The organism is Mangrovihabitans endophyticus, from assembly GCF_014646155.1.
GTDB classification, from domain to species: domain Bacteria; phylum Actinomycetota; class Actinomycetes; order Mycobacteriales; family Micromonosporaceae; genus Actinoplanes; species Actinoplanes endophyticus.
This window is the reverse complement of the sequence record NZ_BMMX01000005.1, coordinates 168,755-193,834: the sequence shown is the minus strand read 5'-3', so window position 1 is coordinate 193,834 and position 25,080 is coordinate 168,755. Positions and strand designations below refer to the sequence as shown.

Sequence of the window (25,080 nt, the reverse complement as noted above, 5' to 3'; positions counted from 1 at the left end):
TCCACCTGCGTGACCCTCCGCCGGGCCGGTACGGCCGCGCCAACATCGTGGCGCACGCTGCTCGCCGTGCTGGCGTTGATCGTGGCCACCGTGGTCGGCGGCGTGGCGGCGTTGCAGCGGCAGGTCCGGGACCGCAGCCTCGACAGCGCCGCCCAGTCCGCGGCCGTGCTGACCGCACTGGTCATCGACCGCAACCTGACCCTCAACGACATCACCGCCTCGCTGCATCCGGCCAACCGGGCACAGTTGGACACCGACGTGGTGCTGCTGTCCCAGCACGGCCGTCTCACCGGGCTGACCATCTGGGCGCTGTCCGACGGCCAGCTCGTCTACGTCGACCCCTACCACGCGTACGGCGAAGCCCCGAACCGGCCGCCGGACGCCGCCTTCACCGATACCGGCCGGACCACGGCGACGCCGGTCACCGACCCGGACAGCGGCGCGGACCTGCTGGAGGTGACCCACCCGTACGACGTCAACGGGGACGACGACCCGGACGCCCTGGCCGTGATCCGGGTGCCCAGCGGTGACGTGGACGCCTCCATCGGGCGCAGCCTGTGGATGCTCTACGCCGGCGGCCTGTTCGTCCTGCTGGTCGCCCTGGGCGCGGTGTGGCAGGTGCGGCGGCGGCAACTCGACCAGGACCACGCCGCGATGCACGACGTGCTCACCGGCCTGGGCAACCGGGAACTGCTGCGGCGCGCCGCCGGGACGGCGTTGCCCGCGGCGACGGCGGAGGATCCGGCCGCGCTGCTGCTCCTGGACCTCAACGGTTTCAAGAGCGTCAACGACGGCTTCGGGCACAGCGCCGGCGACCAGTTGCTGTGCACGGTCGCCGAGCGGATGGACCTGATCTGCCCGGCGCCCGCCTCGGTGATCCGGCTGGGCGGCGACGAGTTCGCGGTCCTGTTGCCGGCCACCGGGCTGGACGGCGCGCTGGCCGTCGCCCGCAGGCTCGCCGCGGCGGTGTGCGAGCCGGTGCCCATCGACGGCGGCCGGGTCCGGGTCGGCGTCAGCGCCGGCGCGGCCGTGGCCCCCCACCACGCCACCGAGCTCAGCGCCCTGCTGCACTGCGCCGACATCGCGATGTACCAGGCAAAACGAACCGATTCCGGGGTGCTGGCGTACCAGCCGGAAACCTCCGAGCCCGCATCAGACACCAAGGTGGTCGCCCCGTGACGATGTCTCTGTGCCCCGCCCGGCGCCGCGCCGCGGCGCTGCTCTGCGTGCCCCTGCTGGCCGGCCTCGCCGCGTGCGCGGGGACCGGCGAGGAAGCCGCGGACGGACGGATCACGCTGACCGTGGACACCTTCGGCACCTTCGGATACCGGTCGCTGATCCGCGAATACGAGAAGGCCCACCCCGAGGTGCACGTGGTCGAGCGGGTGCGGGCGTTCGACGAGCACCACAGCGCGCTCACCGAGGCGCTGGACACCGGCACCGGGGCCGGCGACGTGGTCGCCGTGGAGGAGAACTACGTGGTCCAGTTCCGCACCCGGGCGGACGACTTCGTCAACCTGCTGGACCTGGGCGCGGGCAAGAAGAAGGACAACTGGCTGCGGTGGAAGTGGGACGCCACGCTCACCGCCGACGGCAGCGCGCAGATCGGGCTGGGCACCGACGTCGGCGGGCTGGCCATGTGTTACCGGCCGGACCTGTTCGCTCAGGCCGGGCTGCCCACCGACCGCGACGCCGTGGCCGAGCTGTGGCCCACCTGGGCGGACTACATCGAGGCGGGCAAGCGTTTCAACGTGGCCCAGCTACCGGCGGCCTGGACCGACTCCGCCGACAACCTCTACAACCAGATCCTCGCCCAGCAGACGTACGGCTACTACGACCGCGACGAAAATCTGATCATGGAGCGCGACCCGGGCGTGCGGACCGCCTGGAACACCGCGATTCAGATGGTGGACGCCAACCAGTCCGCGAAGTACAAGCCGTTCAGCGCGCAGTGGGTGGCCGCGCTGCAGGGCGCCCGGTTCGCCACGCTGACCTGCCCGGCGTGGTTCCTCGGCTGGATCCAGGAGAACGCACCGGCCAGCCGGGCGCAGTGGGACGTGACGACGGTGCCCGGCGGCGCCGGCAACTGGGGCGGATCCTGGCTCACCGTGCCCCGGCAGAGCGCCCACCCCCGGGAGGCCTACCGGCTCGCCGCCTGGTTGACCGCACCCGAGCAGCAGTTGCGCGTCTTCCGGGAGACCGGCAACCTGCCGTCCACGCCGCAGCTTTACGACGATCCCGCGGTGACCGGTTACCGCAGCGCGTTCTTCCGCGACGCACCGGTCGGCAAGATCTATACCGCGGCGGCGAACCGCAAGCCCGCGCAGTATCTGGGTCTGCGCAACGCGGCGGCGCGGGACATCGTCACCGGCATGTTGTCCAAGGTGGAGACCGGCGAGCTGACCCCGTACCGGGCCTGGAAACAAGCCACCGCGCAGGTCCGCGCGCTGCCCTGAGGCCGGGCTGCGCGCGGAACCGTCGAGCGGCGCTCAGGCGGCCGACGGGCCGGTGTTCACCCGCGACCGCACGACCTCCACCACGTGCGCGATCGCCTCGTCCAGCGGCACGCCGTTGCGCTGCGAACCGTCGCGGTAGCGGAAGGAGACCGTGCCGCCGGTCACGTCGTCGTCCCCGGCGATCGCCATGAACGGGATCTTCTGCTGCTGCGCGGTGCGGATCTTCTTCTGCATCCGGTCGGTGGAGTGGTCCACCTCGATCCGGATCCCCTCGCGGCGCAGCCGGGCGGCGAACTCCTCCAGGTAGCCGCCGTGGTCGTCACGGATCGGGATGCCGACCACCTGAACCGGCGCGAGCCATGCCGGGAAGGCGCCCGCGTAGTGCTCCACCAGCACGCCGAGGAACCGCTCGATGGAGCCGAACTTCGCCGCGTGGATCATCACCGGCTCCTGCCGCGAGCCGTCGGCGGCCTGGTATTCCAGCCCGAACCGGGCGGGCTGGTTGAAGTCGTACTGAATGGTCGACATCTGCCAGGTGCGCCCGATCGCGTCGCGGGCCTGCACGCTGATCTTCGGCCCGTAGTAGGCCGCGCCGCCCGGGTCGGGCACCAGCTCCAGGCCGGACGCCACGGCGACCTCCTCAAGCACCCGGGTGCCGGTCTCCCACTGCTCGTCGCTGCCGATGAACTTGTCGCTCTTGGGGTCCCGGGTGGACAGCTCCAGATAGAAGTCGTCCAGGCCGAAGTCGCGCAGCAGCGACAGGATGAAGGTCAGCAGGTGCTCGATCTCGTGCGGCGCGTCCTCGCGGGTCACGTACGAGTGCGAGTCGTCCTGGGCGAACCCGCGCACCCGGGTCAGGCCGTGGATCACGCCGGACTTCTCGTAGCGGTAGACCGACCCGAACTCGAACAGCCGCAGCGGCAGTTCCCGGTACGAGCGCCCGCGCGACCGGAAGATCAGGTTGTGCATCGGGCAGTTCATGGCCTTGAGGTAGTAGTCGCTGCCCTCCATGCTCATCGGCGGGAACATGGTCTCCGCGTAGTACGGCAGGTGCCCGGAGGTGTGGAACAGTCCCTCCTTGCTGATGTGCGGGGTGCCGACGTACTGGAAGCCCTCCTCGATGTGCCGGGCGCGGACGTAGTCCTCCATCTCCCGCTTGATCACGCCACCCTTGGGGTGGAACACCGGCAGCCCGCTGCCGAGCTCGTCGGGGAACGAGAACAGGTCCAGCTCGCTGCCGAGCTTGCGGTGGTCGCGCCGCTCGGCCTCGGCGAGCCGGGTCAGGTACGCCTTCAGCTCGTCCCGGCTCGGCCAGGCGGTGCCGTAGATCCGCTGGAGCTGCGGGTTCTTCTCGCTGCCCCGCCAGTAGGCGGCGGCCGAGCGCATCAGCTTGAACGCCGGGATCATCCGGGTGCTGGGCAGGTGCGGGCCGCGGCACAGGTCGCCCCAGACCCGCTCGCCGCCGGAGTCGAGGTTGTCGTAATGGGTCAGCTCCCCGTGGCCGACCTCCATCACCTCGGCCGCGTCGACGTCGCCCTTGATGTCGACCAGCTCCAGTTTGTACGGCTCGTGCGCCAGCTCCATCTTGGCCTGCTCCGCCGACGCGTACTCCCGGCGGCGGAAGGTCTGACCGGCCTTGACGATCTGCTGCATCCGCTTCTCGATCTTGGACAGGTCGTCCGGCTGGAACGGCTTCTCCACGTCGAAGTCGTAGTAGAACCCGTTCTCGATCGGCGGGCCGATGCCGAGTTTGGCCTCCGGGAAGAGATCCTGCACCGCCTGCGCCAGCACGTGGGCGGTGGAGTGCCGCAGCACGGCCAGACCCTCCGGCGAGTCGATGGTGACCGGCGCCACCTCGGTGTCCAGCTCGGGCGCCCAGTCCAGGTCGCGCAGCCGACCGGACGGGTCGCGCACCACCACCACGGCACGCGGTCCGATGCGGGGCAACCCCGCGGCGGCGACCGCGTCGGCCGCCGTCGTCCCGGCCGGGACGACGACGGAGTCGGCCACGACGGGATCAGGGCGTGCAGACACGTTTTCTCCTCGGGTTGCGATGCGGGCCCGCCGACGCGGCGGGCGGACCGTTCGTCACGATGCTAGTAGGTCCATTTGCGCCGCTCGTGCGCGCCTTGTCAGCCCATTTTCCGGCCCGCGAGGCGCACTGATCATCGTGACTTTCCGTCATCAAGGGATGCCACTGCATCACCGTTTAGGCGATGCTTGCCAGTGGCAGTACCTTCTTCGCATGGCCACGGTGTTGCTCGTCGAAGACGATCACGTCGTGCGCGGCGCCATGCTGCGGTCCCTCTCCGACCGCGGGCACGCCGTGCACGCCGTCGGCACCGCGCTCGACGCGTTGCGCCGGGTCGCTGCCGAGACCCCGGACCTGGTCGTGCTCGACCTGGGTCTGCCGGATCTCGACGGCTCCGATGCGCTGCGGATGTTGCGCGGCATCACGGACGTGCCCATCATCATCGCGACCGCCCGCGACGACGAGCAGACCGTCGTGCGCCTGCTGCGCGCCGGCGCCGACGACTACATGGTCAAGCCGTTCACCGGAGCGCATCTGGACGCGCGCATCACCACGGTGCTGCGCCGGGTTGGCCGGGCCAGCCGCACCGCGCAGCCCGCGGTGCACGAGGTCGGCGAGCTGCGGGTGGACGTCGGGGAACGCAGCGCCAGCCTGGGCGAGACCGCGCTGGCGCTCACCCGCAAGGAATTCGACCTGCTGGCATACCTCGCCGCTCGACCGGGCCGGGTTGTCTCACGCCGTGAGCTGTTGGAGGAGGTATGGCGACAGCCGTCAGTCGGCGAGGACCAGACGATCGACGTCCATCTGTACTGGCTCCGTCGGAAACTGGGCGAATCCGCGGCGAAGCCGCGCTACCTGCGCACCGTGCGGGGAGTCGGATTCCGGTTGGTGGCGCCGGACTGAGAGGGCGGCTGGCCTATGTCAGCGCCGCCACCACCGCGATCGCCGCCCTGACCTTCCTCGTCCCGCTCGGCTGGGAGATGCGCAACGACCACCGCGAGGCCGCCCTGTCCGCGGCCGACGAGCGCGCCGCCACGGTGGCCGGCGCGATCGCCGCGGGCGCGAACACGAAAGGGGTGGAGGCGGCCCGCGCGGCGGCCGGCGGTGACACGGTGGTGCACGCCCCGGGCGAGACCGACGGCGGTCGCGCACCCGCCGACCGGATCACCGCCACGGCCACCTCCGCCGAGCCGGCCACCGTCGCGGTGGACGGTGGTGTGGTGCGGTTACGGCCGGTGACGACCGGCGAAAAGACGTCGGTGGTGGAGGTCTTCGTCCCGGACGGTGAACTGCACCGGGACACCGGCCGGGACTGGTGGATCCTGCTGGGCGTCGCCCTCGCCGTGGTCGCCGGATCGGTGATCGTGGTGGACCGGCTGGCCCGCGGCGCGGTCTCCTCGGCGCGCAACCTGGTGCACGCGGCGCTGGCCGTCGGCGGCGGCGACCTCGGCGTGCGCATTCAGCCCAGCGGTCCGCGGGAACTGGCCGAGGCGGGGTTCGCCTTCAATCGGATGGCCGACCGCCTGGTCACGTCGCGCACCAGCGAACGCGAGATGGTGGCCGACCTGTCACACCGCCTGCGCACCCCGCTCACCGTGCTCCGGCTGGACGCCGAGGCGCTGGACCCGGACGACACGATGATCGGGCTGCCGGCGCAGGAGCTGGACCGGCGCCGCGGCATCCGGCGCATCCGCCAGGCGATCGTCACCCTGGAGGGTGAGGTCGACCAGCTCATCAACACCACGCGCAAGGCGGTCGCGGCCCAGGTCGCGTCCGCGCCCGAGGAGGGTGTGTGCGACGCCAGCGAGGTGGTGCGCAACCGGATGGTGTTCTGGTCCGCGCTGGCCGGGGACCAGAACCGGCCGCACCGCGTGGTCGGCGCGCACCTGCGCATCCCGGTGCCGGTCGCTCGGGCGGAGCTGGCCGCGGCCCTGGACGCGGTGCTGGGCAACGTGTTCCGGTACACCGCGCAGGGCACCGCCTTCGAAGTCGGCATCTCCCGCCGCGACGGGTGGGTGGCGGTCCGCGTGGACGACGCCGGGCCGGGCATCGCGGACCCGCAGAAGGCGGTGCGCCGCGGCGAGAGCGCCAAGGGCTCCACCGGCCTGGGACTGGACATCGCGCGGCGCGCGGCCCAGGCCGCGGGCGGCTCGGTGAGCCTGGCACGCTCCTCGATGGGCGGCGCCAGCGTGGTGATGATGCTTGCCGACGCGGAGGCCCCGGCCAAGCCGGCGAACAACCGGTTCGGGCTCGTGGGTCGTCTGGCCCGCGAACGTGACGCGGGGCGCAAGTGGCCGCACCACCCGGACGACGCACCGTGATCGCCCCGATCGGTACAACACTTGCTTAGATCTCTATTAAGGCCATTCCGCGCGACCGCGCCCGATGGCACGCTTTCCTCCGATCCCATCCGGTTTCCCGGTTCGGTGTCCGCAAGTCCCCACCATCCGGCCCGGTGGAACCATCATGCGGTGGGAGGAGGCCACCCCATAGCCCCCTCCCACCGCGCCCCCGCTCAACGAGGAGACGTCTTGTCCGCGCATCGACGGCCTGCGCCGCGCGGGGGGACGCCCCCACGTCCCCGTGCGACGCCCGCGCGGGGACGCCGCCGGGCGCCCACGCGCAGCCAGGCGTACCGTCTGCTGCCTGTTGTGCTCGGCGTCACGCTGCTGGGAATCGCGGCGATGGCCGGTCCCAGTGTGGTGGGCGGCGGCTGGAGCCCGGACGGCGGTGGGGCCGACCACGAACGCGTGACGCTTGCCGCGCTGCCCGACGACGCCCCGGAGAAGGGCCTGGTCTACGAGGGACTCAAGCCGGCCGCGGCGGACTCTCTCTGCGCCGGCACCTACGAGCTGGACGAGCAGACCTGCACGCACGGCCCGGACGCGGTGCCGGCCGGGCTGAAGGCCCGCCGGGACGTCGCGCCGGTGGCCGGCAAGTCGCCCGAGCCCGCCGCGCCGCGCCGCGACACCGGCGACGTGCCGACCGACGCCGAGATCGTGCGTGACGAGGGCGGCAGCGCGCTGACCCCGGACGCGCCCGCCCTGGTCCCCGACATGGCACCCGGCGAGGCCGACTTCGTGATGGGCAACCATGACGTGGCGTGCGAGGGCGACGGCCGCAACGGCAAGCGCGTCCAGGTGCTCTACCTGCACGAATTCGGCACCCCCAGCCGGTACAGCGACTTCCTCGGCTCGATGCGGGTGTGGGCGGCCGGCGCCGACCGGATCTTCGACGCCAGCGCGGCGGAGACCGGCGGTTCCCGTCATCTGCGTTTCGTCACCACGCCGCAGTGCCGGGTGGACGTCGCCGAGGTGCAGGTGCCCGAGGACGCGCTGAGCACGTTCCGGAGGAACATCGACGCGCTGCAGACCCTCGGGTACAACCGCACCGACCGCAAGTACCTGATCTTCGCCGACACCAACGTCTACTGCGGCATCGGCACCTTCGTCGCCGACAACCGGCCGGGACTGGGCAACCGCAACAACGGCGGTCCCTCCTACGGGCGGGTGGACGCCGGATGCTGGAGTTCGGCGATGGCGGCGCACGAGCTGACGCACACCCTGGGTGCGGTGCTGCGTGACTCGCCCAACTCCACCGGGGCGGGCAGTTGCACGGACGCCTACGACCTGCTGTGCGGCCCGGACCGGTCACAGACCGCGGCGCGGTCGGTGTGCCCGAAGAAGCACCAGGTCCGGCTGGACTGCGGCCACGACGACTACTTCAGCACCGCGCCGCCGCCGGGCAGCTACCTGGCCACCCACTGGAACGTGGCGGCGAGCGAGTTCCTGCTCAAGAGCGACGGCGGTGAGGATCTGCCCGGCGTGCCGGCCACCACCGGTGCCGCGCCGGCACCGTCCGCGGCGACCAGCGCCACGCCCACCGCCTCCGCGACGAGCGACGCCGAACCCGGCGCGGAGCCGGAGGCCGAGACCGTTGAAGCCGACTCCTCCCCGGCCGGCCCGACGCCGTCCGCCGGTCAGAAGCCGGGCCAGTCGGGGCCGGGCCAGTCGGGGCCGGGCGACTCCGGGCCCGGTGAGTCGGGGCCCGGTGAGTCAGGGCCGGGTGAGTCAGGGCCGGGCGGAGAGCAGCCCGCGGAGGCCGGCACGCGTGCGGCGTCGCCGGCCACCCGCGACGCGTCGGCGCACCGTGCCGAGACGGCGGTCGCGCCGGTGGCCGCCGCGAAGGTCGAGGCGGTGCTGGAGGTGCGCGACCCGACCAGCACGGCGGTCCGGCTGCGCTGGAGCGCCGCCGCCCCGGACGCCCGATACGACGTGTCGGTCGACGGTGAACCGGTGGCGACCACCGTGGCGACCCAGGCCCAGCTCATCGGTCTGCGGCCGGACGCGTCCTACCGGGTGGTCATCCGGCACGCCGCCTCCGGGTACGCGGCGACGGCCACGGCGCGCAGCGCGCCGGCCGCGCGGCCGACACAGAACTCCTGGTTCGTGCTGACGAACTCGTTGACCGGGGACGCGGCGGACCTGTACGCGGCGCGGACCACCAACGGCACGCCGGTGGTGCTCAACGGCGCCGACGGCAACGCGCAACAGCAGTGGCGCCTGGTTCCGGCCGGGAAGCAGACGTTCACCCTGCAATCGCAGGCGACGCGCAAGTGCGTGCAGCCGCTGGACGGCAATCCGGTCGCGGGCACCCCGCTGGTGCAGGGCGATTGCTCCTCCGACGATCAGCAGCGCTGGTCGTTGCAGGCCTCGGACCACGGATTCACCTTGCACGCGGCGGGCAGCGACCTGGTCCTGGGCGTCGGGTCCCAGCGATACGGCGCGCACCGCCTGCTGACGTTGCAGCCCGGCAACGGATCCCGGCAGCAGAGTTGGACGGCGGTGCCCAACTAGGGGCCCGCCCATCGCCGGTTGGCGAGGGGGGAATGGACATGGTGAAGACGGACATCCGGGTGGAGCCGGACATCTCCGAGGACGAGGCGCCTCGGTTCAACACTCGCCGTCTGGTGCGATGGGTGGCGATCCTGACCATCGGCATCCTGGCGGTGCTGGCGATCTGGCAGGAGCCGCTTTACGCCTGGCCGTAGGCGTCGATCTCGGCCAGCAGCGCATCCTTGCCGCTCGGCGGCAGGAACGACGCGCGGACGGCGGCTCGCGCCAGCCCCGCGACGCCGTCGGCGTCCAGGTCGAGGAGCCGGGCCGCCACCGCGTACTCCTCTTCCAGCGTGGTGCCGAACATCGGCGGGTCGTCGGAGTTGACGGTCACCGTCACGCCCGCCCGGACCAGCGCCGGGAGCGGATGCTCGGCGATCGACGGCACCACGCGGGTGCGGACGTTGGAGGTGGGGCATACCTCCAACGGAATGCCGTTCTCCGCCAAGTGGGCCATCAGGCGCGGGTCACGCGCCGCGGCGATGCCGTGTCCGATCCGCTCCGCGCCCAGCTCGCGCAGCGCTTCCCAGACGCTCTCCGGCCCGGTCGACTCCCCGGCGTGCGGCACGCTGCGCAACCCGGCCGCCCGCGCCTTGTCGAAGTACGGCTTGAACTGCCCCCGGGACACGCCTTCCTCCGGGCCGCCGAGGCCGAACCCGACCAACCCGTCGGGCCGTTCCCCGAGCGCGACGCGCAGCGTCTCCTCGGCGGCGGGCAGGCCCGCTTCGCCCGGGATGTCGAAGATCCAGCGCAGGTCGACGCCGAAGTCGGCGGAGGCGGCGACACGGGCGTCCTCGATCGCCGCGCAGAATTCCGGCGCCGGGATCCCCCGGCGCACGTGCGAGTAGGGCGTGACGGTCAGCTCCGCATATCTGACCTGCTGCCGGCCGAGCTCGCGGGCCACCTCATAAGTCAGCACGCGCACGTCCTGGGCGTCGCGGATCAGGTCCACCACGGTGAGGTACACCTCGATGAAGTGGTGGAAGTCGCGGAACGCGAAGTAGTCCGCGAGCGCCGCCGGGTCGGCCGGCACCGGCGATGAGCCCTCGTGCCGGGCGGCCAGCTCGGCGACGATCCGCGGCGAGGCCGAGCCCACGTGGTGCACGTGCAGTTCCGCCTTGGGCAGGCCGGCGATGAACGCGGTGAGGTCGGTCACGAGGGCTCCTTGTCCGTGGTGCGGTTCGGCGCGGACGGCGTGCGGGCGACGACGAAGACCCGCCGGAACGGGAACGCCACCAGGCCGTCGCGGGGCGGGTAGGCGACCGCCAGTTCGGCGGCCAGGTGGGCCCGGAAGGACGACCAGGCCGCATCATCCAATGCGGCCCGGATCGGGCGCAACGCGGTGCCCTCCATCCAGCGCAGCACCGGCGGATCGCCGTCGTCGTCGGGCAGCAGGTGCACGTAGGTCGTCTCCCACGCGTCCACCGCCGCACCCGCGGCGCTCAGCATCGCGGCGTATCCGGACGGGTCGTCGACCGGGTCGGCGCGGACCACGCCGGCCAGCCTCGGCGCGTACGGCGCCCGCCCGGCCACCTCGCGCAATGCCCGGTGCGAAGGGGCGTCGAAGTTGCCCGGCACCTGCATCGCCAGCCACCCGCCGGGTGGCAGACCGGCGATCCAGCGCAGCAGCAACTCCCGATGTTCCGGCACCCATTGCAGCGCGGCGTTGCTGATCAGCACGTCCACGTCCGGTGCGGGCACGAAGTCGCGCAGGTCGCCGACCTCGTACGCGCAGCGGCCGGGCCGTGCCCGCGCGGCGCGGATCATCTCCGCGGAGGAGTCGACGCCGACGATCCGGGAGCCGGGCCATCGGCGGCCCAGCCCGGCGGTCAGCTCACCGGAGCCGCAGCCGAGGTCGACCACGGCGCGCGGTGTCCGCGCGCCGATCCGCCCGACCAGGTCGTCGAACGGCCGGGAGCGCTCGGCGCCGAACCGGCGGTACACGTCGGGATCCCACATCGGATCACCTCCCCCACCAGACCCTAAACCGTACGTACGTCTTGTGAAAGGTGATCGCATGCCGGGGTAAGGTCGGGCCGTGGAAAATCGCAGCTTCCCGAGGATGGGCCGGGACGTCGGTGTGGTCGGTCTCGGCGCCTGGCAACTGGGCGCCGACTGGGGCACGGTGACCGAGGACGACGCGCACGCGACCCTGGCCGCCGCGGCCGATGCCGGCGTGACGTTCTTCGACACCGCCGACGTCTACGGCGACGGCCGCAGCGAGCAGGTGATCGGGCGGTTCGTCGCGAACCGGCCGGGCATCACCGTGGCGACCAAGATGGGCCGCCGTGTGGCGCAGGAGCCGGGCAACTACACGCTGGACAACTTCCGGGCCTGGACCGACCGGTCCCGGGCCAACCTGGGCGTGGACACGCTCGACCTGGTCCAGTTGCACTGCCCGCCGAGCGCCGTGTATGCGACGGATGCCACCTTCGACGCGCTCGACACCCTCGTGCAGGAGAAGCGGATCGCGGCGTACGGCGTGAGCGTGGAACGCACCGACGAAGCGCTCGCCGCGATCGCGCGTCCCGGCACGGCCAGCGTGCAGATCATCCTGAACGCCTTCCGACGCAAGCCGCTGGATCGGGTGCTGCCCGCCGCGAGCGCGGCCGGCGTGGGCATCATCGCCCGCGTGCCGTTGGCCAGCGGCCTGCTGTCCGGACGTTACGACGAGCACACCACGTTCGCCGCCGACGACCACCGCACGTTCAACCGGCGTGGTGAGGCGTTCGACGTGGGCGAGACGTTCTCCGGCGTGGACTTCACGACCGGCCTGGAGGCGGTGCGGCGCCTGCGCCCGCACGTGCCGGACGGATTCACCATGGCTCAGTTCGCCTTGCGCTGGGTGATCGACCAGCCCGGCGTGACAGTCGTCATCCCCGGCGCCCGCAACCCGGAGCAGGCCCGTGGCAACGCGGCCACGGCCGGTCTGCCGCCGCTGGGGGCGGATGCCCAGGACGCCGTGCGCCAGGTCTACGACGAGCTGATCCGCCCCCAGGTCCATGACCGCTGGTGAGGGCACGCCCGTGCTGACGGGATGGCTGACGATGTCGCTGGGTGTGTTCGCCGTGGTGCTGGGCACGCTGTGGACCCTGCAGGGACTGGGCGAGATCGGCGGCAGCGTGATGAGCGGCGTGACCGCGTGGGCGATCGCCGGTCCGGTGGTCGGGGTGGCCGGGATGGTCCTGGTCGTCGTCGGTGCCCGCCTGCGGGCACGCGCCAAGCGATAACGGGCATCCTCCGGTCACCGATCCGGGCGTGAGACGCGCCCGGATCACACGGAGCGCACCGACGCGAGAGGCCCCGCATCCGCCGGGCGGATGCGGGGCCTCTCGGTGCGTGCTGAGCCGACGCCCACGGAGGGACGCCAGCGCCGGCCTCACGACCGGCGAGATGGTCTCAGAGCGGGCGAACCTGCTCCGCCTGCGGGCCCTTCTGGCCCTGGGCGATCTCGAACTCGACCCGCTGGTTTTCTTCCAGAGTGCGGTAACCGCTCGTCTGGATGGCCGAGAAGTGGACGAACACGTCAGCACCCCCGCCGTCGACGGTGATGAAGCCAAAGCCCTTGTCTGCGTTGAACCACTTCACGGTTCCTTGCGCCATGCTGAACTCTCCTTCTGAAAATGCCGGCCCAGCCGACCGCGGAGGGCGGGGCCGATGACCGTTTTCGAGCAGCGGCGCCCTTTGAGGCGGCCTTTCCAGAGGACGTCCCATCCGTCGTGCCCCGGCACCCGTCGGCACCGTGTGCCCGGCGGAAGCAGCACACCACGTACGCAAAAACTGGGCACACTGTACCCGAAAATCGGGCCCGAAAGCTCCCCTGCCGAAGAATCGAATAAACCCTGGCAGATATGGAAAAGGCCCCCCACATCGCGATCGCGATGCAGGGGGCCTCGACCGGCGTCTATGCCCAGGTGGCGGCTCAGTCCGGCCAGGTCCCGGTGAGCCGCTTGGTGGCGATGGCGCCGCTACGGGCCACCGCGGTCCGGACCACCGAGAAGATCAGGCCCTGGATCGCCGCCGCCGCGATGATTTCGCCCCAGCCGCGCTCTTCGTCGTGTGCGTCCGGCGCGTCGTCCTGACCGGAGGTCAGCTTCCACACCTTCTTGAACACCATTCCGGCGATGGCCCCCGCGCCGAACCCCAGCGCGATGTTCACCGGCTTCATGGCGATCTTCTCCAGCTTCGTGCTCATGCGCGTCGCCCCCGGATGATCAGAATGATGCCGACCACGGCCATGAGACCGGCCAGCGTGGCCGCGTAAGGGACCGGATTGCGCTGCACGCCGGACCTGGCCTCATGAGCCCGCTCCAACGCGCCGCTCTCCCGCACCTTGTCCCCGGCCTGCTCGGCCAGGCCGTGGGCCTCCGCCGAGGCGCCCCGGACCTTGCCGGCCGCCTGCCGGGCGGCCCCCTTGGCCCGCTCGGCGGCCTCCGCCGCCTGCGCCCGGACCCGCGCCTTGGTCTGCTCGAACTCGTCCTTCGCCCGCGCCTTCACATCCGCCTTGGCGGCCAGCGCCTGCACCGTCTCGCCCAATTCGGCCCGGGTCTGCTTGATCTCCGCGCGGAGTGCCTCCACGTCCGGCTTGCCGCCCGACCCGTTCTTGTCGCTCATTCCCGGCTCCTGCCCTTCACCGCGTGCTTCACCTCGTCGACGTCGGCCTTGACGCTTGCCACGGCCTCCACCGGCTCCGGCGGCACCGCGCGGGTCACCTGCTGCTTGCCGAGCAACGCGAGGATGCCCGCGACCACGAACAGGGCGACCGTGATGATGAGCGCGGCCAGCCACAGTGGCAGAAACAGGTTGAACACGATGATCAGCGTTGCGATCAACGCACCCACGCCGTACAGGGCGAGGACACCGCCACCACCGAACAAGCCCGCACCGATCCCGGCGTGCTTGCCTTTTTCCGTCAGTTCCGCCTTGGCCAACGCGATCTCGTCGCGAACGAGTCGAGTGATCTGTTCACTCGCGCGCTGCACCAGTTCGGAGGTGGACTGGTCGGTGACCGGACGGGCCGGACCACCGTTCAGGACATCGGCCATGGTGCCCTCCTTTCCGTGTGTGAACCGCTGTATGCCCGACAGGGTTCATCATCAATCCTCACCGGGCCGGAGGGCGGCACATTCAGCGCGGCGGGGCCGACAACACCTCTTCCGGGCCGATCGGTCGGACACCGTCGTGGCCCTTCGCCTGGCCGCCCCGGTCGTCGCCGTCCGGCCCGACGAAGGCGGCGCCGCGGGCGACGCCCTCCCGGTCGCCGCTGAACACGTGGGAGCCCTCACCCGTGTCGGTGTAGGAGGACCTGCCGGTGCGGGTGGTGATGGTGGGCTGCTGCGGCGTGGCGGCGCCGATCGGCTCGGTGGCCGGTTCCTCGGACACCCGGGGGGCGGGGCCGCCGACATCCGCGCGCAACCGCGGCAGTGCCAGTTTCTGGTTCTCCCAGACGAAGCCGACCAGCTTCTCCCGCACCAGGCATCGCAGATCCCACAGGGTCGGCGCGTCGTGCGCGCTGACCAGGGCCCGCACCCGGATCATCCCGCCGACGGCGTCGGTCACCTGGAGCACGCACACCCGCTCGTCCCACAGCTCGGTGGCCTCGCAGACCCGGCGCATCTCGGCGCGCAGCTCGTCGACCGGCACCGACCAGTCCATGTCGATCTCCGCCGTGCCGAGCACCGCAGAGCTGGTCCGGGTCCAGTTCTGGAACGGCTTGCTGGTGAAGTACGACGTGGGCAGGATCAGCCGGCGCTCATCCCAGATCTGCACCACCACATAGCTGAGGGTGATCTCCTCGATGCGGCCCCACTCCTCCTCGACGACCACCACGTCGTCGACCCGGATCGCGTCGCTGAAGGCGAGTTGCAGACCGGCGAACAGGTTGCCGAGGGTGCTCTGCGCGGCCAGCGCGGCGATCACCGAGACCAGGCCGGCGGAGGCCAGCAGGCTGGCGCCGAGCGCCCGGATGTTCGGGAAGGTCATCAGCATCACGCCGAGGGTGATCACCACGATGGTCGCGACGGTCACCCGGCGCAGCATCACCACCTGCGTCTTGAGCCGCCGGGCGCGCAGGTTGTCGGCGACGTCGGTGCGCCAGCGCGACAGCGCCATGTCCTCCAGCACCAGCAGCAACGCGCCGATGAGCCAGGCGAAGGAGGCGATGAACACCAGGACCAGGGCGTGCAGCACGCCGCCGCGAGCCGGGAACTCGCCGCCGAAGCCGCGCACCGCCTGCTGCACGGCGAACACGGTGGCGGTGGCCAGGAACGGCTTGTGCGCGGTCCGGGCCAGGTCGGCGGCGATCTCGGATCGTCGGCCGACGCGGCGCAGCACCCTGTGCGTCGCCTCGACGACGACGACGGCGGCGGTGGCCGCGCCGAGCACGGCCAACAGCACGGTCACAATGCCGGGCACCTTTCATCTCCTCCGTACGCATACATCGGTTGCCAGCGCTCAAGCTTGCCCCTTGAGTCCGTGCAATCAACCCATGCGCGCGGAGTCCACCCTTGGAGTTATCTCACACCCTGTGACATCTGACGCATATCACACCTTGCGGTAACGCACCTGAAAGAAACAGTAAACGCCGTGCGCGAGAAAACCCAGCGCGATCAATGCCAGCAGCCACGGACCCCAGTCGTTTCCGGCAAGCGTCTTCAACGCGGCGTCCAGGCCCCGGGCCTTGTCCGGGTCATACGTCACGGCCGCCGACACGACGAGCACACCCGCGATGCCGTACGCGACACCCTTGGCGCTGTACCCGGTCATGCCCAGCCGGCGGACGGTCCGGCGCACCGAGGCGCTCATCTGGCCGATGTTCAGGTGCTCCTCGAACTTCTTCTTCAGGCCGTACACCACCAGGCCGATGCCGACGCCGGCCACGACCAGCCCGACCACGCCGATCAGCCACCGGCCGCCGGTGTTGTCCATGATGGTGGAGGTGGTCTGCTCCGACTTGCTCGCCTGCGAGGTGCTCGAACCGGAGAGCACCTTGATCGCCAGGTAGGCGAAGTAGCCGTACATCACCGTGCGGCAGACCGAGATGAAGCGCTCGGCCGCGGCGGCCTTGCCCCGCGGACCGCTCTCCCCCACCACGGCCTCGAACGCCTGCCACAGCGCCAGAGCGATCATGCCGATGGCGATGAGGACGAGGAGGAATCCGCCGGCGGGCTGCTGCGCGAGGGTGCGCAACGCGCCGGACTGGTCGCCTTCGGACGACGAACTGCCGAACGCCACCTGCAGGACAAGCCAGGCGAGGAGCAGATGGATCACGCCGTACGCGACGAAACCGGCGCGGGCCAGATATTCGAGGGGTTTGCTGTTGGCGGCCCGCGACGCCGTGCTCCGGGCTTGCGAAGTGGCTGACATGCCGACGTATGTGACCGGCGGCAACTCGCCTCAAACCATCAGCCGGCCGGTCAGGCCGCGAGTGGCTGCGGAGCCGGCGCCGGTACGCCGATCCCCGCGATGACCTCGGCGGCGGCCTGACCGCAGGCGCGGGTCGCCCCGTACGTGGCCACGTGCACCGCCCCCAGCACGGTCTGCGGCAGGCCCATCTCCACCACGATGGCGTCCGGCCGGTGCGCCAGCGCACCGGACAGCGCCTGGGCGGCCCAGTCGTGCCGGTGCACGTCGCGGACCACCAGCACCAGTGGTCGCCCCTGCGCACCGGCGAGCACCGCGCCCACCGGATCCGCGAGTCCGGCCAGGTCGCCCGCTTCGAGACGGACGGACGTGGTGCCCGGGAGCAGGTTGTCCAGCGGCGCGCCGACCCCCCAGGGCGTCTCGGCGCCGATCGCGATGTTGCGCGGCGGCGCGAACTCCACCACGTGCGGCGCCGCGGTCACCGGCAGCGCCTGCGCGGCCTCGACGGCCACGGTCACCTTGATCGCGCGGCGCGCGGCGGCCAGACCGACGGTCGAGCCGAGCACCGCGACGTCACGCTCGCTGCTCCCGGCCGCGTCGGCCACCGCGCGAGCACCGGATTCCGTCTGCGTCCGCAGTGTCCAGCCGGCCAACCTGCGCACCCGGGCGGCGGCGTCCTGCAGCCGCGCCTCCGGCAGGTCACCGGCGCGCACCGCGGACACGATGGCGTCCCGCAACTCGACCGCCGTGTGCTCGTCGGCATGGTCCCCGCCGACACAGATCGCGTCGGCACCGGCCGCCAGCGCCCGCACGGTGGCACCGGCGAGCCCGTACCTGCGCTGCACGCCCTGCATCTCGATGCCGTCGGTGACGATCAACCCGTCGAAGCCCAGCTCCTCGCGCAGCAGGCCGGTCAGGATGCGCCGGCTCAGCGTGGCCGGGAGGGCGGAGTCGTAGGCCGGCACCAGCAAATGGCCCGTCATCACCGACTGCACACCGGCGGCCACCGCGGCGCGGAACGGCACCAGCTCGCAGAGCGCGAGCGCCTCCCGGCTGCGATCGATCAGCGGCAGGGCGTGGTGCGAGTCGACCGCCGTGTCGCCGTGCCCCGGGAAGTGCTTGGCGCATGCCGCGACGCCCGACTCCTGCAACCCCCGGACGAACGCCTCGCTGTGCCGGGCCACCAGATCGGGCGCGGCGCCGAACGAGCGCACCCCGATGATCGGGTTGTCCGGGTTACTGTTGACGTCGGTGTCCGGGGCGTAGTTCAGTGTGATGCCCGCCTGCGCCAGTTCCAGACCGAGGTCGCGGGCGACCGCGGCGGTCAGTTCCACATCGTCGACCACGCCGAGCGCCATGTTGCCGGGCCGCGAGCTGCCGTGCCGCGATTCGAAGCGGGTGACGTCCCCGGCCTCCTCGTCGATCGCCACGATGACCTCCGGCCGCTCCGCACGCAGTTGCGCGGTCAGCGCCGCGACCTGTGCGGGTGACTCGACGTTGCGGGCGAACAGCGCGACGCCTCCGAGACCCTCGCCCAGCCACCGGCGCACCCAGTCGGGCGCCGTGACGCCGACGAACCCGGGCTGCAGCACCGTCGCGGCGAGTTCCGGCAGTTCGTCGTGGTTCGGCATGGGCCCCCCGCAGAGATGGCGATCGATCAATAGACGCCGACGGCCGCCGTGGGCGTGGCGGACCTATGGTCACACCCCTCCGCACGTTTAGTCAACAAACCTTTCTATTAACGGCCTTAAACGGTTCAGTCGCTACCATGCAGGGGTGAATTCCCCGTCCCTCGCCGCTTCCGGCGTCGACTGGTCGCAGGTGCACGCCGTCCGGCTGCTCGGAGTCGCGCTCGCGGCGATCATCCTGATCTGGGCCATCCGCCGCATGTTCGGCGGCAAGCGCTGAGCCGACGCCCCGTCGGCGGGTTTGCGCACCTGCCACCGAGGGCACCATGGCCGCTCGATGAAGCTTCCCGTCTATGGACCACGCCTGCGCAAGGTGGCTCGCCGCCACTTCGGCTGGCCCTCGCTGCGCCCGGGTCAGTTCAAGCCCATGCGCGCGGTGCTGCGCCGCCGCGACGCGCTGGTGGTGCTGCCGACCGGCGCCGGCAAGTCGGCCATCTACCAGATTCCCGCCGTGCTGCTGCCCGGCCCCACCGTGGTGATCTCTCCGCTGCTCGCCCTGCAACAGGACCAGATCGCCGCGCTGAACTCCCGCAACGACCCGCTCGTGCGGGCCGTGCGGGTCAGCTCGGCGGAAACCCCGAAGCAGCAGCGTGCGGCGATCGACGAGCTGCGCGCCGGCCGGGCGGAGTTCCTGTTCATCACGCCCGAGCAGCTCAGCGACCCGGAACGGCTCGCCGAGGTCCGCGATCTGCGTCCCGGGCTGGTGGCGGTGGACGAGGCACACTGCATCTCCGCGTGGGGCCACGACTTCCGCCCGGACTACCTGGCCCTCGGCGAAATGATCAAACACCTCGGCCGACCGCCGGTGCTGGCGCTCACCGCAACCGCGTCCCCGCCAGTGCGCGACGACATCATCGAGCGGCTGCGGCTCAAGCGGCCGGAGATCCACGTGTCCGGACTGGACCGGCGCAACCTCTTCCTGGAAGTGGCGTACTGCGCGAACGAGGATTACCGGTGGCGACGGCTGACCGCCCTGCTGGACGAGGCGGCCCGGCCGGGCATCGTCTACGTCGCCACCCGGCGGGCGGCGGAGGAACTGGCCGCCAAGCTGAGCGCGGCCGGGTACGCGGCGGAGCACTACCACGGCGGCATGGCGGCCGGAGAACGCCGGCAACGGCACGAGGACTTCAGCCACGACAAGATCGAAATCATGGTGGCCACCTCGGCGTTCGGGATGGGCATCGACAAGCCGAACATCCGCTGGGTGGCGCACGTCGCGTTGCCCGACTCGCCGGACAGCTACTTCCAGGAGATCGGCCGGTGCGGCCGCGACGGGGAACCGGCACGCGCCCTGCTGCTGTGGCGCGCCGAGGACGAGGCGATACAGCGGTACTTCAGCGGTGGCGCACCCGAGGCCGCCGAGCTGCGGGATCTGGCCGCCGCCCTGCGCGAGAAGCCGCAGACCCGGACTGCCCTGCGCACGCGCACCGGATTCGGCCAGCGCAAACTCGGTCAGCTACTCGGACTGCTGGAGCAGGTCGGCGCGGCCACCACTGGCGGCGGCAACAAGGTCACCGTTCCGGTGTTCGCGCCGCTGCCTGCTGCCGCGGCCGATGCCGCGGTGGCCATCCACGAGCGCCGCCAAGCGGTGCAGAGCTCCCGGACCGACATGATGCGCGCCCTGGCCGAGACACGATCGTGTCGCACCCAGACCTTGCTGGCCTATTTCGGGGAACGCCTGAAGAATCCGTGCGGGCACTGCGACAACTGCGCCGAAGGCACGGTCGAGCAGGCTCCGCAGCCGACCGACGAATTGTTCCGGGTACACAGCCGCGTGCGGCACGCGGAATGGGGCGGCGGCATGGTGATGGGTTATGAGGAAGACCGGATGACGGTGCTGTTCGACGAGGTCGGCTACAAGACCCTGTCGGTGCCCGTCGTCGAGGAGAACGCCTTGCTGGTCGCGGAGACCAAGAACGGAAAGGACCGCGCGTGAGCGACGAACCGTTGTACGCCATGATGGGTTACACCGACGATGAATGGGGGCTGCTCGTCGGCCTGCCCCAGTCGGTGCTCACCGCGGCGAGCGCCGCCACCCCGGACAGCGCCCGCAAGACCCGCGCCGAGAACGCCGCCGGAATGAGCGAGATCGCCGACGCGCGCGCGTCGGCGAGTCCACTGGTCGCGGCGATCGCCGGCGAGATCATCGGCCAGGTGGGCGACCCGGAGCTGGGCGAGGAACTGCCCGCCATCGAGCCCGGCGACCCGGCCGCGTACGCCCAGGACGTGGTGCAGCGCGCGGCGCAGGCGTCCGCACTGCTGGCGGGCAAGGCTGGCGACTCCGATGCGGAGACCTACAAGCACTGGCTGGTGGAGATCGCGGACACCGTGGTGGCCGCCGCGTCGACCGGCGGGGTGCTGGGCATCGGCGCGGAGACCGTCACCGAGTCGGAACGGGCCTTCCGGGACTCGCTGGCCGAGGCGCTCACCTGAGCCCTTACTAAGCTGGCGAGATGGCGGTGCGCGAGTTCGTGCGGTCCCGGCCGTCGCCGGCGCTGCGCCCCCTCGTGGGCTGGTACACCGGCTACCGGGAAGCCGGTGTACCGCCGCGCATCCACCGTGGGCTGCCCTCGCCCTATCTGACACTCATCATCACCCTGGACGATCCGGTGGTGATCGCCGCGCACCCGGACGCCAGTCAGCCGCCCGGGCGATACCCCACCCTGATCGGCGGGTTGCACCGGCGTCCGGCGCTGATCGCCCACCAGGGCCGTCAGTCGGGCATCCAGGTCGCCGTGCATCCGCTCGGCTGCCGGCACCTGTTCGGCCTGCCCGCCGCCGAGTTGGTCGACCTCGACCTGGACTTCGCCGCGGTCGCCGGGGAACGGGAGGTCGCGACCATGCGCGACGAGCTGGTCGCGGCGCGCGGCTGGCCGCAGCGGTTCGCCGTCCTGGACAGGCACCTCTGCCAGCGGCGGGACGACCAGCGGCCGGGCGTGGACACCGGCGTCACCCACGCGTACCGGCGGATCCTGGCCACCGGAGGCCGGGTGCGCATCGGCTCGCTCGCCGCCGAGACCGGATGGAGCGCCCGCCACCTGAACAACAGATTCCGGGCGGAGACCGGCATGCGTCTCAAGGAAACGGCGCGCACGGCACGGTTCGACACCGCTCGCCGGCTCCTCGCCACCGGCTCCGGCATCGGTCGGGCCGCCGCCGACGCGGGCTACAGCGACCAGGCGCACCTCACCCGCGAATTCCGTGACTTCGCCGGTTGCACGCCGACCCGGTGGTGGTCCGAGGAGGTCGGTTTTCTTCAAGATTCCGGGCTTCCGGGCGACGAGGATCGCTGACATGACGACGACGAACTCGACACCCGCCGTGCCGGAACCGGCCCCCCAGGTGTGGCCGACCCTGCGCGCGCACGACGCACGTGGCCTCATCCGCTTCCTGACCGAGGCGTTCGGATTCCACGAGGTTCTCGTGCTCGGCGAAGGCGACCGCGTCGACCACGCCGAGCTGAGCTGGCCGGCCGGCGGCGGCATCATGCTCGGCTCGACGCGCGGCGGACCGGACGATCCGTGGGCGCTGACGCCCGGCACGTGCGGCTGCTATGTGGTCGCCACCGACATCGACGATCTGCACGCTCGCGCGCGCAAGGCCGGCGCGGAGATCCTGCGGGAACCCTTCGATACCGATTACGGGTCCCGCGACTTCACCGCGCGCGATCCGGAGGGCAACCTGTGGCAGTTCGGCACCTACCGGGGCCAGCCGCGCGCCGACTGAGCTGGCCGCGTGCGTCAGGCGACGGCGCTGTTGCTGCTTCCGGTGGACCGGCGCAGGCCGGTCACCGCGGAGTACACCGAGCCGATCTGGGAGGCCACGCGCTTCCACGAGTAGGCCTGCCGGGCCCGGTCCAGCGCCGCCGTCGCGTACGCGAAACGCCGCACCTTGTCGTTCACCAAGCGCCGCAGCGCACCGCCCAGCGCTCGCGGGTCCCGGGCCGGGACCAGGTCACCGGTGAGCCCATCGACGACCGTCTCGCCGAGACCGCCCGCGATGGTGCCGATCACCGGTACGCCGCAGGCCATCGCCTCCAGCGGAGTCAGCTCGAACTGCTCCTGCCAGGGCGCCGCCACGAACAGGTCGGCGGACCGGTACCAGCCCGGCATGTCCCGGGCCGGCACGGCGCCGACGAGGCGCACCCGGTCGGCCACCTTGAACTGCTCGGCGAGCGCGCGCAGCCGGTTGGCCTGCGGATCCGCCGCAAGCTGACCGGCGGGCGGACCACCGACCACGACGCACTCCGCCCCCGGCACATACTGCATGGCCTGGATGACATCGCCGAACCCTTTGCGCTCGACGAGCCGGCCGACGGACAGGATCCGCGGTCGTTGCGGGTCACGCTCGGCGGCCGGCCCCTCCGGGCTGAAGCGGTCGCTGTCCACGCCCGCCGGCACCAGGCTCATCTGGGTGCGCGGCACGCCGATCCGCACCAGGCCGCTGAGCTCGTTCTGACTCTGCGCCACCACCCGGTCCACCGCGCGGCCCAGGGCACGCTCGTAACTCGCCCGCGACGGCCCGCCGTCGGCGGAAGAGGACACACCCAGCTCGTGGAAGCTCTGCACCACCGGGATGCCGACCTGGCGCGCCGCAGTGACGGCGGCGAGGCCGCTCGTCCAGTAGTGGGCGTGCGCCACCTCCGGCGTCCACGCCTCGTCGCTCCACGCGTCGCGCAGCCACTGCGCGAATCCGCCCATGTGCGGCAGCAGAAGCTCCGGCTCGACGCGTTCGGCCGGACCGGCGGGCACGTGCACCACCTCGACATGATCCGACAGCGGCACCATGTCGGGCAGCTCCGGATCGTCGCGCCGGGTGTACACGCGCACGTCGTGTCCCAGCTCGGCGAGGGCGGCGGACAGGTCGGCGACATGCCGGCCCTGCACGTCGCCGGTGGCGTCCTCGCCCGCAGCCAGCGGACTGGCGTGCTCGGAGATCATCGCGATACGCATCGAGGCCCTCCTCCAACGCACTTGATTCCGGGAGAGAAGACCGGAGTGATTGCCGAAGTACGCGGTGGTGGTTGCCCGTGTCGCAAATCCGTAAACATGGGCGTCTGCTGAACGGGGTACCCACACTTCGTGGCTGTTGTGAAGCGTACCGTGAACGCCCCCCACGAGCGTGTGCTCTCCGGGTGGTGGCCGCTTTCGTGCGGGCCGACACGCAGGACGATCGAGGAGCGCCCTATGCGGACGCCCGGCCGCCGGGCTCCGTGATGATGTGACGCTCTTGCTGCGCGAGCCGAAGATACAGCGCTTCATATCTGTCCAGCACCGGCTCTATCTCCGTGGTCGCCGCGGCGGCGAGGCTGTCGAAGACCTGGCGGTACAGGTGCGCTTGAGTACGCCCTTGCGATATCAGGCCGCTGGTGAACAGGTCGACGTTGACCAGGCGATCGTCGAGGAGTTCGAAGCCGTGAAACGGCGGCGTGCTGAGCGGCGCGTCAGCAGCGACGATGCCGATCGTCACGTTCTCCTGGGCTGCGGCCTCGCGCAGGCGTAGGAGTTGAGCCAGCATCTCCTGCGGGGGGCAGACCCGGTTGCTGAGGACTGCTTCCGTCATGACGAAATGAAAAGAACGATCGTGGTCGTTCAGCACCTCTTGGCGTCTGATGCGGGCCGACACCGCCTCCGCCACCGCCACCGCGCGGTCGCGGAGATCGGTGAAGACGAGGAGCTGGAAATCCTCCAGGATCGCCTTCGCGTAGCCGCTACTTTGCAGGAGTCCCGGAACGACCGCGGGCTGAAAGACCCGCAGACTTCGGGTCGCGTTCTCCCAGTGGCCGATGGTGTTCTGGCGCCCCGCCAACCCCATCGGACCCGTGGTCCAGTCGGTCATCCGCTCCCGTGAGCCGGTGGCTCGATCCATGAGCAGGAGCACGATCTCCTCCTCGGCGCCGAGGGCGCGCGCCAGGATTCCCACATCGTCCGGGTCCGGGAGCCCCTTTCCATTCTCGATGCGGGAAATCTTCGGCTGACTCATGCCGACCCGATGACCGAGTTGCCCCCCGGTCAAGCCGGCGGCCTTGCGCAGACGAGCCAGCACCGATCCGACAGGCTCGTCCGGGTCCAGGGGGATGCCGGATGCGGTGCTCACATGCGACACCCCCTCGCCAATATCGAACGTGTGCGCCGCGAGGCGAACCGAGAGGCCGGATCGCCCGCGGCCCGGGATCAGCCGACGGACCTGGCAGCCTCGGCAAGGAGCTCGATGGGGATCTCGACGAGGTTTTCACCGTCGGGAACAGTGACGCCGGCCTGCGCGGGCGACACCGAGTAACCCTGCACCACCACGGTGCCGCGGTCACTGCGATAGACCGTGGGACACGACTGTGAACCACACAGCTTCGTCACGATCATCTGTAGTTCTCGCTGCACGGGCGCACCGTCGCGCGCAGCGTCATGGTTCATCGTCACGGCGCTCAAGCCTCATTCATCACTGGCGCATACACAAGTGACGCGGCCGGACTTCATGCTAACGATTTGGGTGCGTATCGCCGCCTGCACCCCGGGAGCGACTATCCGGAAATGCATCCTCCATGCATAGGCATGTCAGGCTTTCTGCAGCCTAGCATGCTGCCACATGGCACGCTATGCATCACCCGGGGTTGCATTCACGAATGATGAATATCGTTGGACAGAGTGCAT

Annotated in this window: 26 protein-coding genes; 13 read left to right on the top strand and 13 right to left on the bottom strand. The window is 71.1% G+C overall.

Annotated elements, in window-relative coordinates; genetic code table 11:
* Positions 1 to 9: 9 nt before the first annotated feature.
* Positions 10 to 1,179 (top strand): GGDEF domain-containing protein, encoded by a 1,170-nt coding sequence (locus IEY73_RS09865; RefSeq protein WP_189078814.1) that lies wholly within the window; start codon positions 10 to 12, stop codon positions 1,177 to 1,179.
* A 2-nt stretch (positions 1,180 to 1,181) separates the two neighbouring features.
* A complete protein-coding gene (locus IEY73_RS09860) occupies positions 1,182 to 2,456 on the top strand; it encodes an ABC transporter substrate-binding protein (RefSeq protein WP_229715720.1) in 1,275 nt (424 codons plus the stop codon).
* Positions 2,457 to 2,489: 33 nt separating this feature from the next.
* Here the strand turns inward: IEY73_RS09860 and thrS are convergent, their stop codons facing one another.
* Positions 2,490 to 4,490, bottom strand: coding sequence for a threonine--tRNA ligase (gene thrS / locus IEY73_RS09855; RefSeq protein ID WP_189078812.1), 2,001 nt, complete (start codon positions 4,488 to 4,490; stop codon positions 2,490 to 2,492).
* Positions 4,491 to 4,701: 211 nt separating this feature from the next.
* Here thrS and IEY73_RS09850 point away from each other — a divergent pair, with 211 nt between their 5' ends.
* The 4 genes from IEY73_RS09850 to IEY73_RS09835 all read left to right on the top strand — a co-directional run bounded on the left by IEY73_RS09850 (position 4,702) and on the right by IEY73_RS09835 (position 9,538).
* Positions 4,702 to 5,391: a response regulator transcription factor gene (locus IEY73_RS09850; RefSeq protein ID WP_189078811.1), complete on the top strand. Its 690-nt coding sequence runs from the start codon at positions 4,702 to 4,704 to the stop codon at positions 5,389 to 5,391.
* 77 nt (positions 5,392 to 5,468) lie between these two features.
* Entirely contained in the window at positions 5,469 to 6,809 is a 1,341-nt protein-coding gene (locus IEY73_RS09845) for an ATP-binding protein (RefSeq protein WP_189078810.1), read from the top strand.
* Positions 6,810 to 7,139: 330 nt separating this feature from the next.
* Positions 7,140 to 9,344, top strand: a complete 2,205-nt coding sequence (locus IEY73_RS09840) for an RICIN domain-containing protein (protein WP_229715707.1) — start codon at positions 7,140 to 7,142, stop codon at positions 9,342 to 9,344.
* A 38-nt stretch (positions 9,345 to 9,382) separates the two neighbouring features.
* Positions 9,383 to 9,538, top strand: a complete 156-nt coding sequence (locus IEY73_RS09835; protein ID WP_189078808.1) for a hypothetical protein — start codon at positions 9,383 to 9,385, stop codon at positions 9,536 to 9,538.
* Here the strand turns inward: IEY73_RS09835 and IEY73_RS09830 are convergent.
* Together IEY73_RS09830 and IEY73_RS09825 are read right to left on the bottom strand one after the other, a co-directional pair.
* Entirely contained in the window at positions 9,523 to 10,539 is a 1,017-nt protein-coding gene (locus tag IEY73_RS09830) for an adenosine deaminase (protein ID WP_189078807.1), read from the bottom strand. The genes IEY73_RS09835 and IEY73_RS09830 overlap by 16 nt on opposite strands.
* A complete protein-coding gene (locus tag IEY73_RS09825; RefSeq protein ID WP_189078806.1) occupies positions 10,536 to 11,342 on the bottom strand; it encodes a trans-aconitate 2-methyltransferase in 807 nt (268 codons plus the stop codon). Before IEY73_RS09825 ends, IEY73_RS09830 begins: the two co-directional genes overlap by 4 nt.
* Positions 11,343 to 11,421: 79 nt before the next feature.
* Between IEY73_RS09825 and IEY73_RS09820 the strand changes: the two genes are divergently transcribed.
* Positions 11,422 to 12,399, top strand: a complete 978-nt coding sequence (locus IEY73_RS09820; protein WP_189078805.1) for an aldo/keto reductase — start codon at positions 11,422 to 11,424, stop codon at positions 12,397 to 12,399.
* Positions 12,386 to 12,613 (top strand): hypothetical protein, encoded by a 228-nt coding sequence (locus IEY73_RS09815; RefSeq protein ID WP_189078804.1) that lies wholly within the window; start codon positions 12,386 to 12,388, stop codon positions 12,611 to 12,613. The genes IEY73_RS09820 and IEY73_RS09815 overlap by 14 nt, the downstream gene beginning before the upstream one ends.
* 169 nt (positions 12,614 to 12,782) lie before the next feature.
* On the opposite strand, the gene IEY73_RS09810 is transcribed toward IEY73_RS09815, so the two are convergent.
* The 7 genes from IEY73_RS09810 to IEY73_RS09780 all read right to left on the bottom strand — a co-directional run bounded on the left by IEY73_RS09810 (position 12,783) and on the right by IEY73_RS09780 (position 18,376).
* On the bottom strand, positions 12,783 to 12,986 hold the full coding sequence (locus IEY73_RS09810) for a cold-shock protein (RefSeq protein WP_011905669.1): 204 nt from the start codon (positions 12,984 to 12,986) through the stop codon (positions 12,783 to 12,785).
* Between the two features lie 319 nt (positions 12,987 to 13,305).
* Positions 13,306 to 13,578 carry a DUF4235 domain-containing protein gene (locus IEY73_RS09805; protein ID WP_189078803.1) on the bottom strand — a complete coding sequence of 91 codons (273 nt, stop codon included), beginning with the start codon at positions 13,576 to 13,578 and terminating at the stop codon, positions 13,306 to 13,308.
* A complete protein-coding gene (locus IEY73_RS34380) occupies positions 13,575 to 13,997 on the bottom strand; it encodes a DUF3618 domain-containing protein (RefSeq protein ID WP_189078802.1) in 423 nt (140 codons plus the stop codon). The genes IEY73_RS09805 and IEY73_RS34380 overlap by 4 nt, the downstream gene beginning before the upstream one ends.
* Positions 13,994 to 14,428 (bottom strand): phage holin family protein, encoded by a 435-nt coding sequence (locus IEY73_RS09795; RefSeq protein WP_189078801.1) that lies wholly within the window; start codon positions 14,426 to 14,428, stop codon positions 13,994 to 13,996. Before IEY73_RS09795 ends, IEY73_RS34380 begins: the two co-directional genes overlap by 4 nt.
* Positions 14,429 to 14,510: 82 nt before the next feature.
* Positions 14,511 to 15,797, bottom strand: a complete 1,287-nt coding sequence (locus IEY73_RS09790) for a mechanosensitive ion channel family protein (RefSeq protein ID WP_189078800.1) — start codon at positions 15,795 to 15,797, stop codon at positions 14,511 to 14,513.
* A 129-nt stretch (positions 15,798 to 15,926) separates the two neighbouring features.
* Positions 15,927 to 16,748 carry a DUF1206 domain-containing protein gene (locus tag IEY73_RS09785; protein WP_189078799.1) on the bottom strand — a complete coding sequence of 274 codons (822 nt, stop codon included), beginning with the start codon at positions 16,746 to 16,748 and terminating at the stop codon, positions 15,927 to 15,929.
* A 50-nt stretch (positions 16,749 to 16,798) separates the two neighbouring features.
* Positions 16,799 to 18,376 (bottom strand): glycoside hydrolase family 3 protein, encoded by a 1,578-nt coding sequence (locus IEY73_RS09780; RefSeq protein ID WP_189078798.1) that lies wholly within the window; start codon positions 18,374 to 18,376, stop codon positions 16,799 to 16,801.
* A gap of 145 nt (positions 18,377 to 18,521) precedes the next feature.
* Here IEY73_RS09780 and IEY73_RS34085 point away from each other — a divergent pair, with 145 nt between their 5' ends.
* Genes IEY73_RS34085 through IEY73_RS09760 form a run of 5 tightly spaced genes read left to right on the top strand, consistent with a single transcriptional unit; the run spans position 18,522 to position 22,159 of the window.
* On the top strand, positions 18,522 to 18,653 hold the full coding sequence (locus IEY73_RS34085; protein ID WP_268240432.1) for a hypothetical protein: 132 nt from the start codon (positions 18,522 to 18,524) through the stop codon (positions 18,651 to 18,653).
* Positions 18,654 to 18,710: 57 nt separating this feature from the next.
* The gene (locus IEY73_RS09775) at positions 18,711 to 20,369 is read left to right on the top strand and encodes a RecQ family ATP-dependent DNA helicase (RefSeq protein ID WP_189078797.1); all 1,659 of its coding nucleotides are present in this window, start codon (positions 18,711 to 18,713) and stop codon (positions 20,367 to 20,369) included.
* Complete coding sequence (locus tag IEY73_RS09770; RefSeq protein WP_189078796.1) at positions 20,366 to 20,866, top strand: hypothetical protein; 501 nt, start codon at positions 20,366 to 20,368, stop codon at positions 20,864 to 20,866. Before IEY73_RS09775 ends, IEY73_RS09770 begins: the two co-directional genes overlap by 4 nt.
* A gap of 20 nt (positions 20,867 to 20,886) precedes the next feature.
* Positions 20,887 to 21,726, top strand: coding sequence for an AraC family transcriptional regulator (locus tag IEY73_RS09765; RefSeq protein WP_189078795.1), 840 nt, complete (start codon positions 20,887 to 20,889; stop codon positions 21,724 to 21,726).
* Between the two features lies 1 nt (position 21,727).
* Entirely contained in the window at positions 21,728 to 22,159 is a 432-nt protein-coding gene (locus IEY73_RS09760) for a VOC family protein (RefSeq protein ID WP_189078794.1), read from the top strand.
* Between the two features lie 14 nt (positions 22,160 to 22,173).
* On the opposite strand, the gene IEY73_RS09755 is transcribed toward IEY73_RS09760, so the two are convergent.
* From IEY73_RS09755 to IEY73_RS09745, 3 genes are all read right to left on the bottom strand, one after another.
* Entirely contained in the window at positions 22,174 to 23,385 is a 1,212-nt protein-coding gene (locus tag IEY73_RS09755) for a glycosyltransferase (RefSeq protein WP_189078793.1), read from the bottom strand.
* Between the two features lie 232 nt (positions 23,386 to 23,617).
* Positions 23,618 to 24,529: a helix-turn-helix domain-containing protein gene (locus IEY73_RS09750; protein WP_189078792.1), complete on the bottom strand. Its 912-nt coding sequence runs from the start codon at positions 24,527 to 24,529 to the stop codon at positions 23,618 to 23,620.
* Positions 24,530 to 24,606: 77 nt separating this feature from the next.
* Positions 24,607 to 24,849: a hypothetical protein gene (locus IEY73_RS09745; RefSeq protein WP_229715719.1), complete on the bottom strand. Its 243-nt coding sequence runs from the start codon at positions 24,847 to 24,849 to the stop codon at positions 24,607 to 24,609.
* Positions 24,850 to 25,080: the final 231 nt, after the last annotated feature.

What these genes read in the sequence shown, in the direction of transcription:
- IEY73_RS09860 (WP_229715720.1), top strand. Translation starts at nt 1,182, where the DNA reads ATGTCTCTGTGCCCCGCCCGGCGCCGCGCCGCGGCGCTGCTCTGCGTG.
- IEY73_RS09850 (WP_189078811.1), top strand. Translation starts at nt 4,702, where the DNA reads ATGGCCACGGTGTTGCTCGTCGAAGACGATCACGTCGTGCGCGGCGCC.
- IEY73_RS09845 (WP_189078810.1), top strand. Translation starts at nt 5,469, where the DNA reads ATGCGCAACGACCACCGCGAGGCCGCCCTGTCCGCGGCCGACGAGCGC.
- IEY73_RS09835 (WP_189078808.1), top strand. Translation starts at nt 9,383, where the DNA reads ATGGTGAAGACGGACATCCGGGTGGAGCCGGACATCTCCGAGGACGAG.
- IEY73_RS09825 (WP_189078806.1), bottom strand. Translation starts at nt 11,342, where the DNA reads ATGTGGGATCCCGACGTGTACCGCCGGTTCGGCGCCGAGCGCTCCCGG.
- IEY73_RS09815 (WP_189078804.1), top strand. Translation starts at nt 12,386, where the DNA reads ATGACCGCTGGTGAGGGCACGCCCGTGCTGACGGGATGGCTGACGATG.
- IEY73_RS09810 (WP_011905669.1), bottom strand. Translation starts at nt 12,986, where the DNA reads ATGGCGCAAGGAACCGTGAAGTGGTTCAACGCAGACAAGGGCTTTGGC.
- IEY73_RS09805 (WP_189078803.1), bottom strand. Translation starts at nt 13,578, where the DNA reads ATGAGCACGAAGCTGGAGAAGATCGCCATGAAGCCGGTGAACATCGCG.
- IEY73_RS34380 (WP_189078802.1), bottom strand. Translation starts at nt 13,997, where the DNA reads ATGAGCGACAAGAACGGGTCGGGCGGCAAGCCGGACGTGGAGGCACTC.
- IEY73_RS09795 (WP_189078801.1), bottom strand. Translation starts at nt 14,428, where the DNA reads ATGGCCGATGTCCTGAACGGTGGTCCGGCCCGTCCGGTCACCGACCAG.
- IEY73_RS09785 (WP_189078799.1), bottom strand. Translation starts at nt 16,748, where the DNA reads ATGTCAGCCACTTCGCAAGCCCGGAGCACGGCGTCGCGGGCCGCCAAC.
- IEY73_RS09780 (WP_189078798.1), bottom strand. Translation starts at nt 18,376, where the DNA reads ATGCCGAACCACGACGAACTGCCGGAACTCGCCGCGACGGTGCTGCAG.
- IEY73_RS09775 (WP_189078797.1), top strand. Translation starts at nt 18,711, where the DNA reads ATGAAGCTTCCCGTCTATGGACCACGCCTGCGCAAGGTGGCTCGCCGC.
- IEY73_RS09765 (WP_189078795.1), top strand. Translation starts at nt 20,887, where the DNA reads ATGGCGGTGCGCGAGTTCGTGCGGTCCCGGCCGTCGCCGGCGCTGCGC.
- IEY73_RS09760 (WP_189078794.1), top strand. Translation starts at nt 21,728, where the DNA reads ATGACGACGACGAACTCGACACCCGCCGTGCCGGAACCGGCCCCCCAG.
- IEY73_RS09755 (WP_189078793.1), bottom strand. Translation starts at nt 23,385, where the DNA reads ATGCGTATCGCGATGATCTCCGAGCACGCCAGTCCGCTGGCTGCGGGC.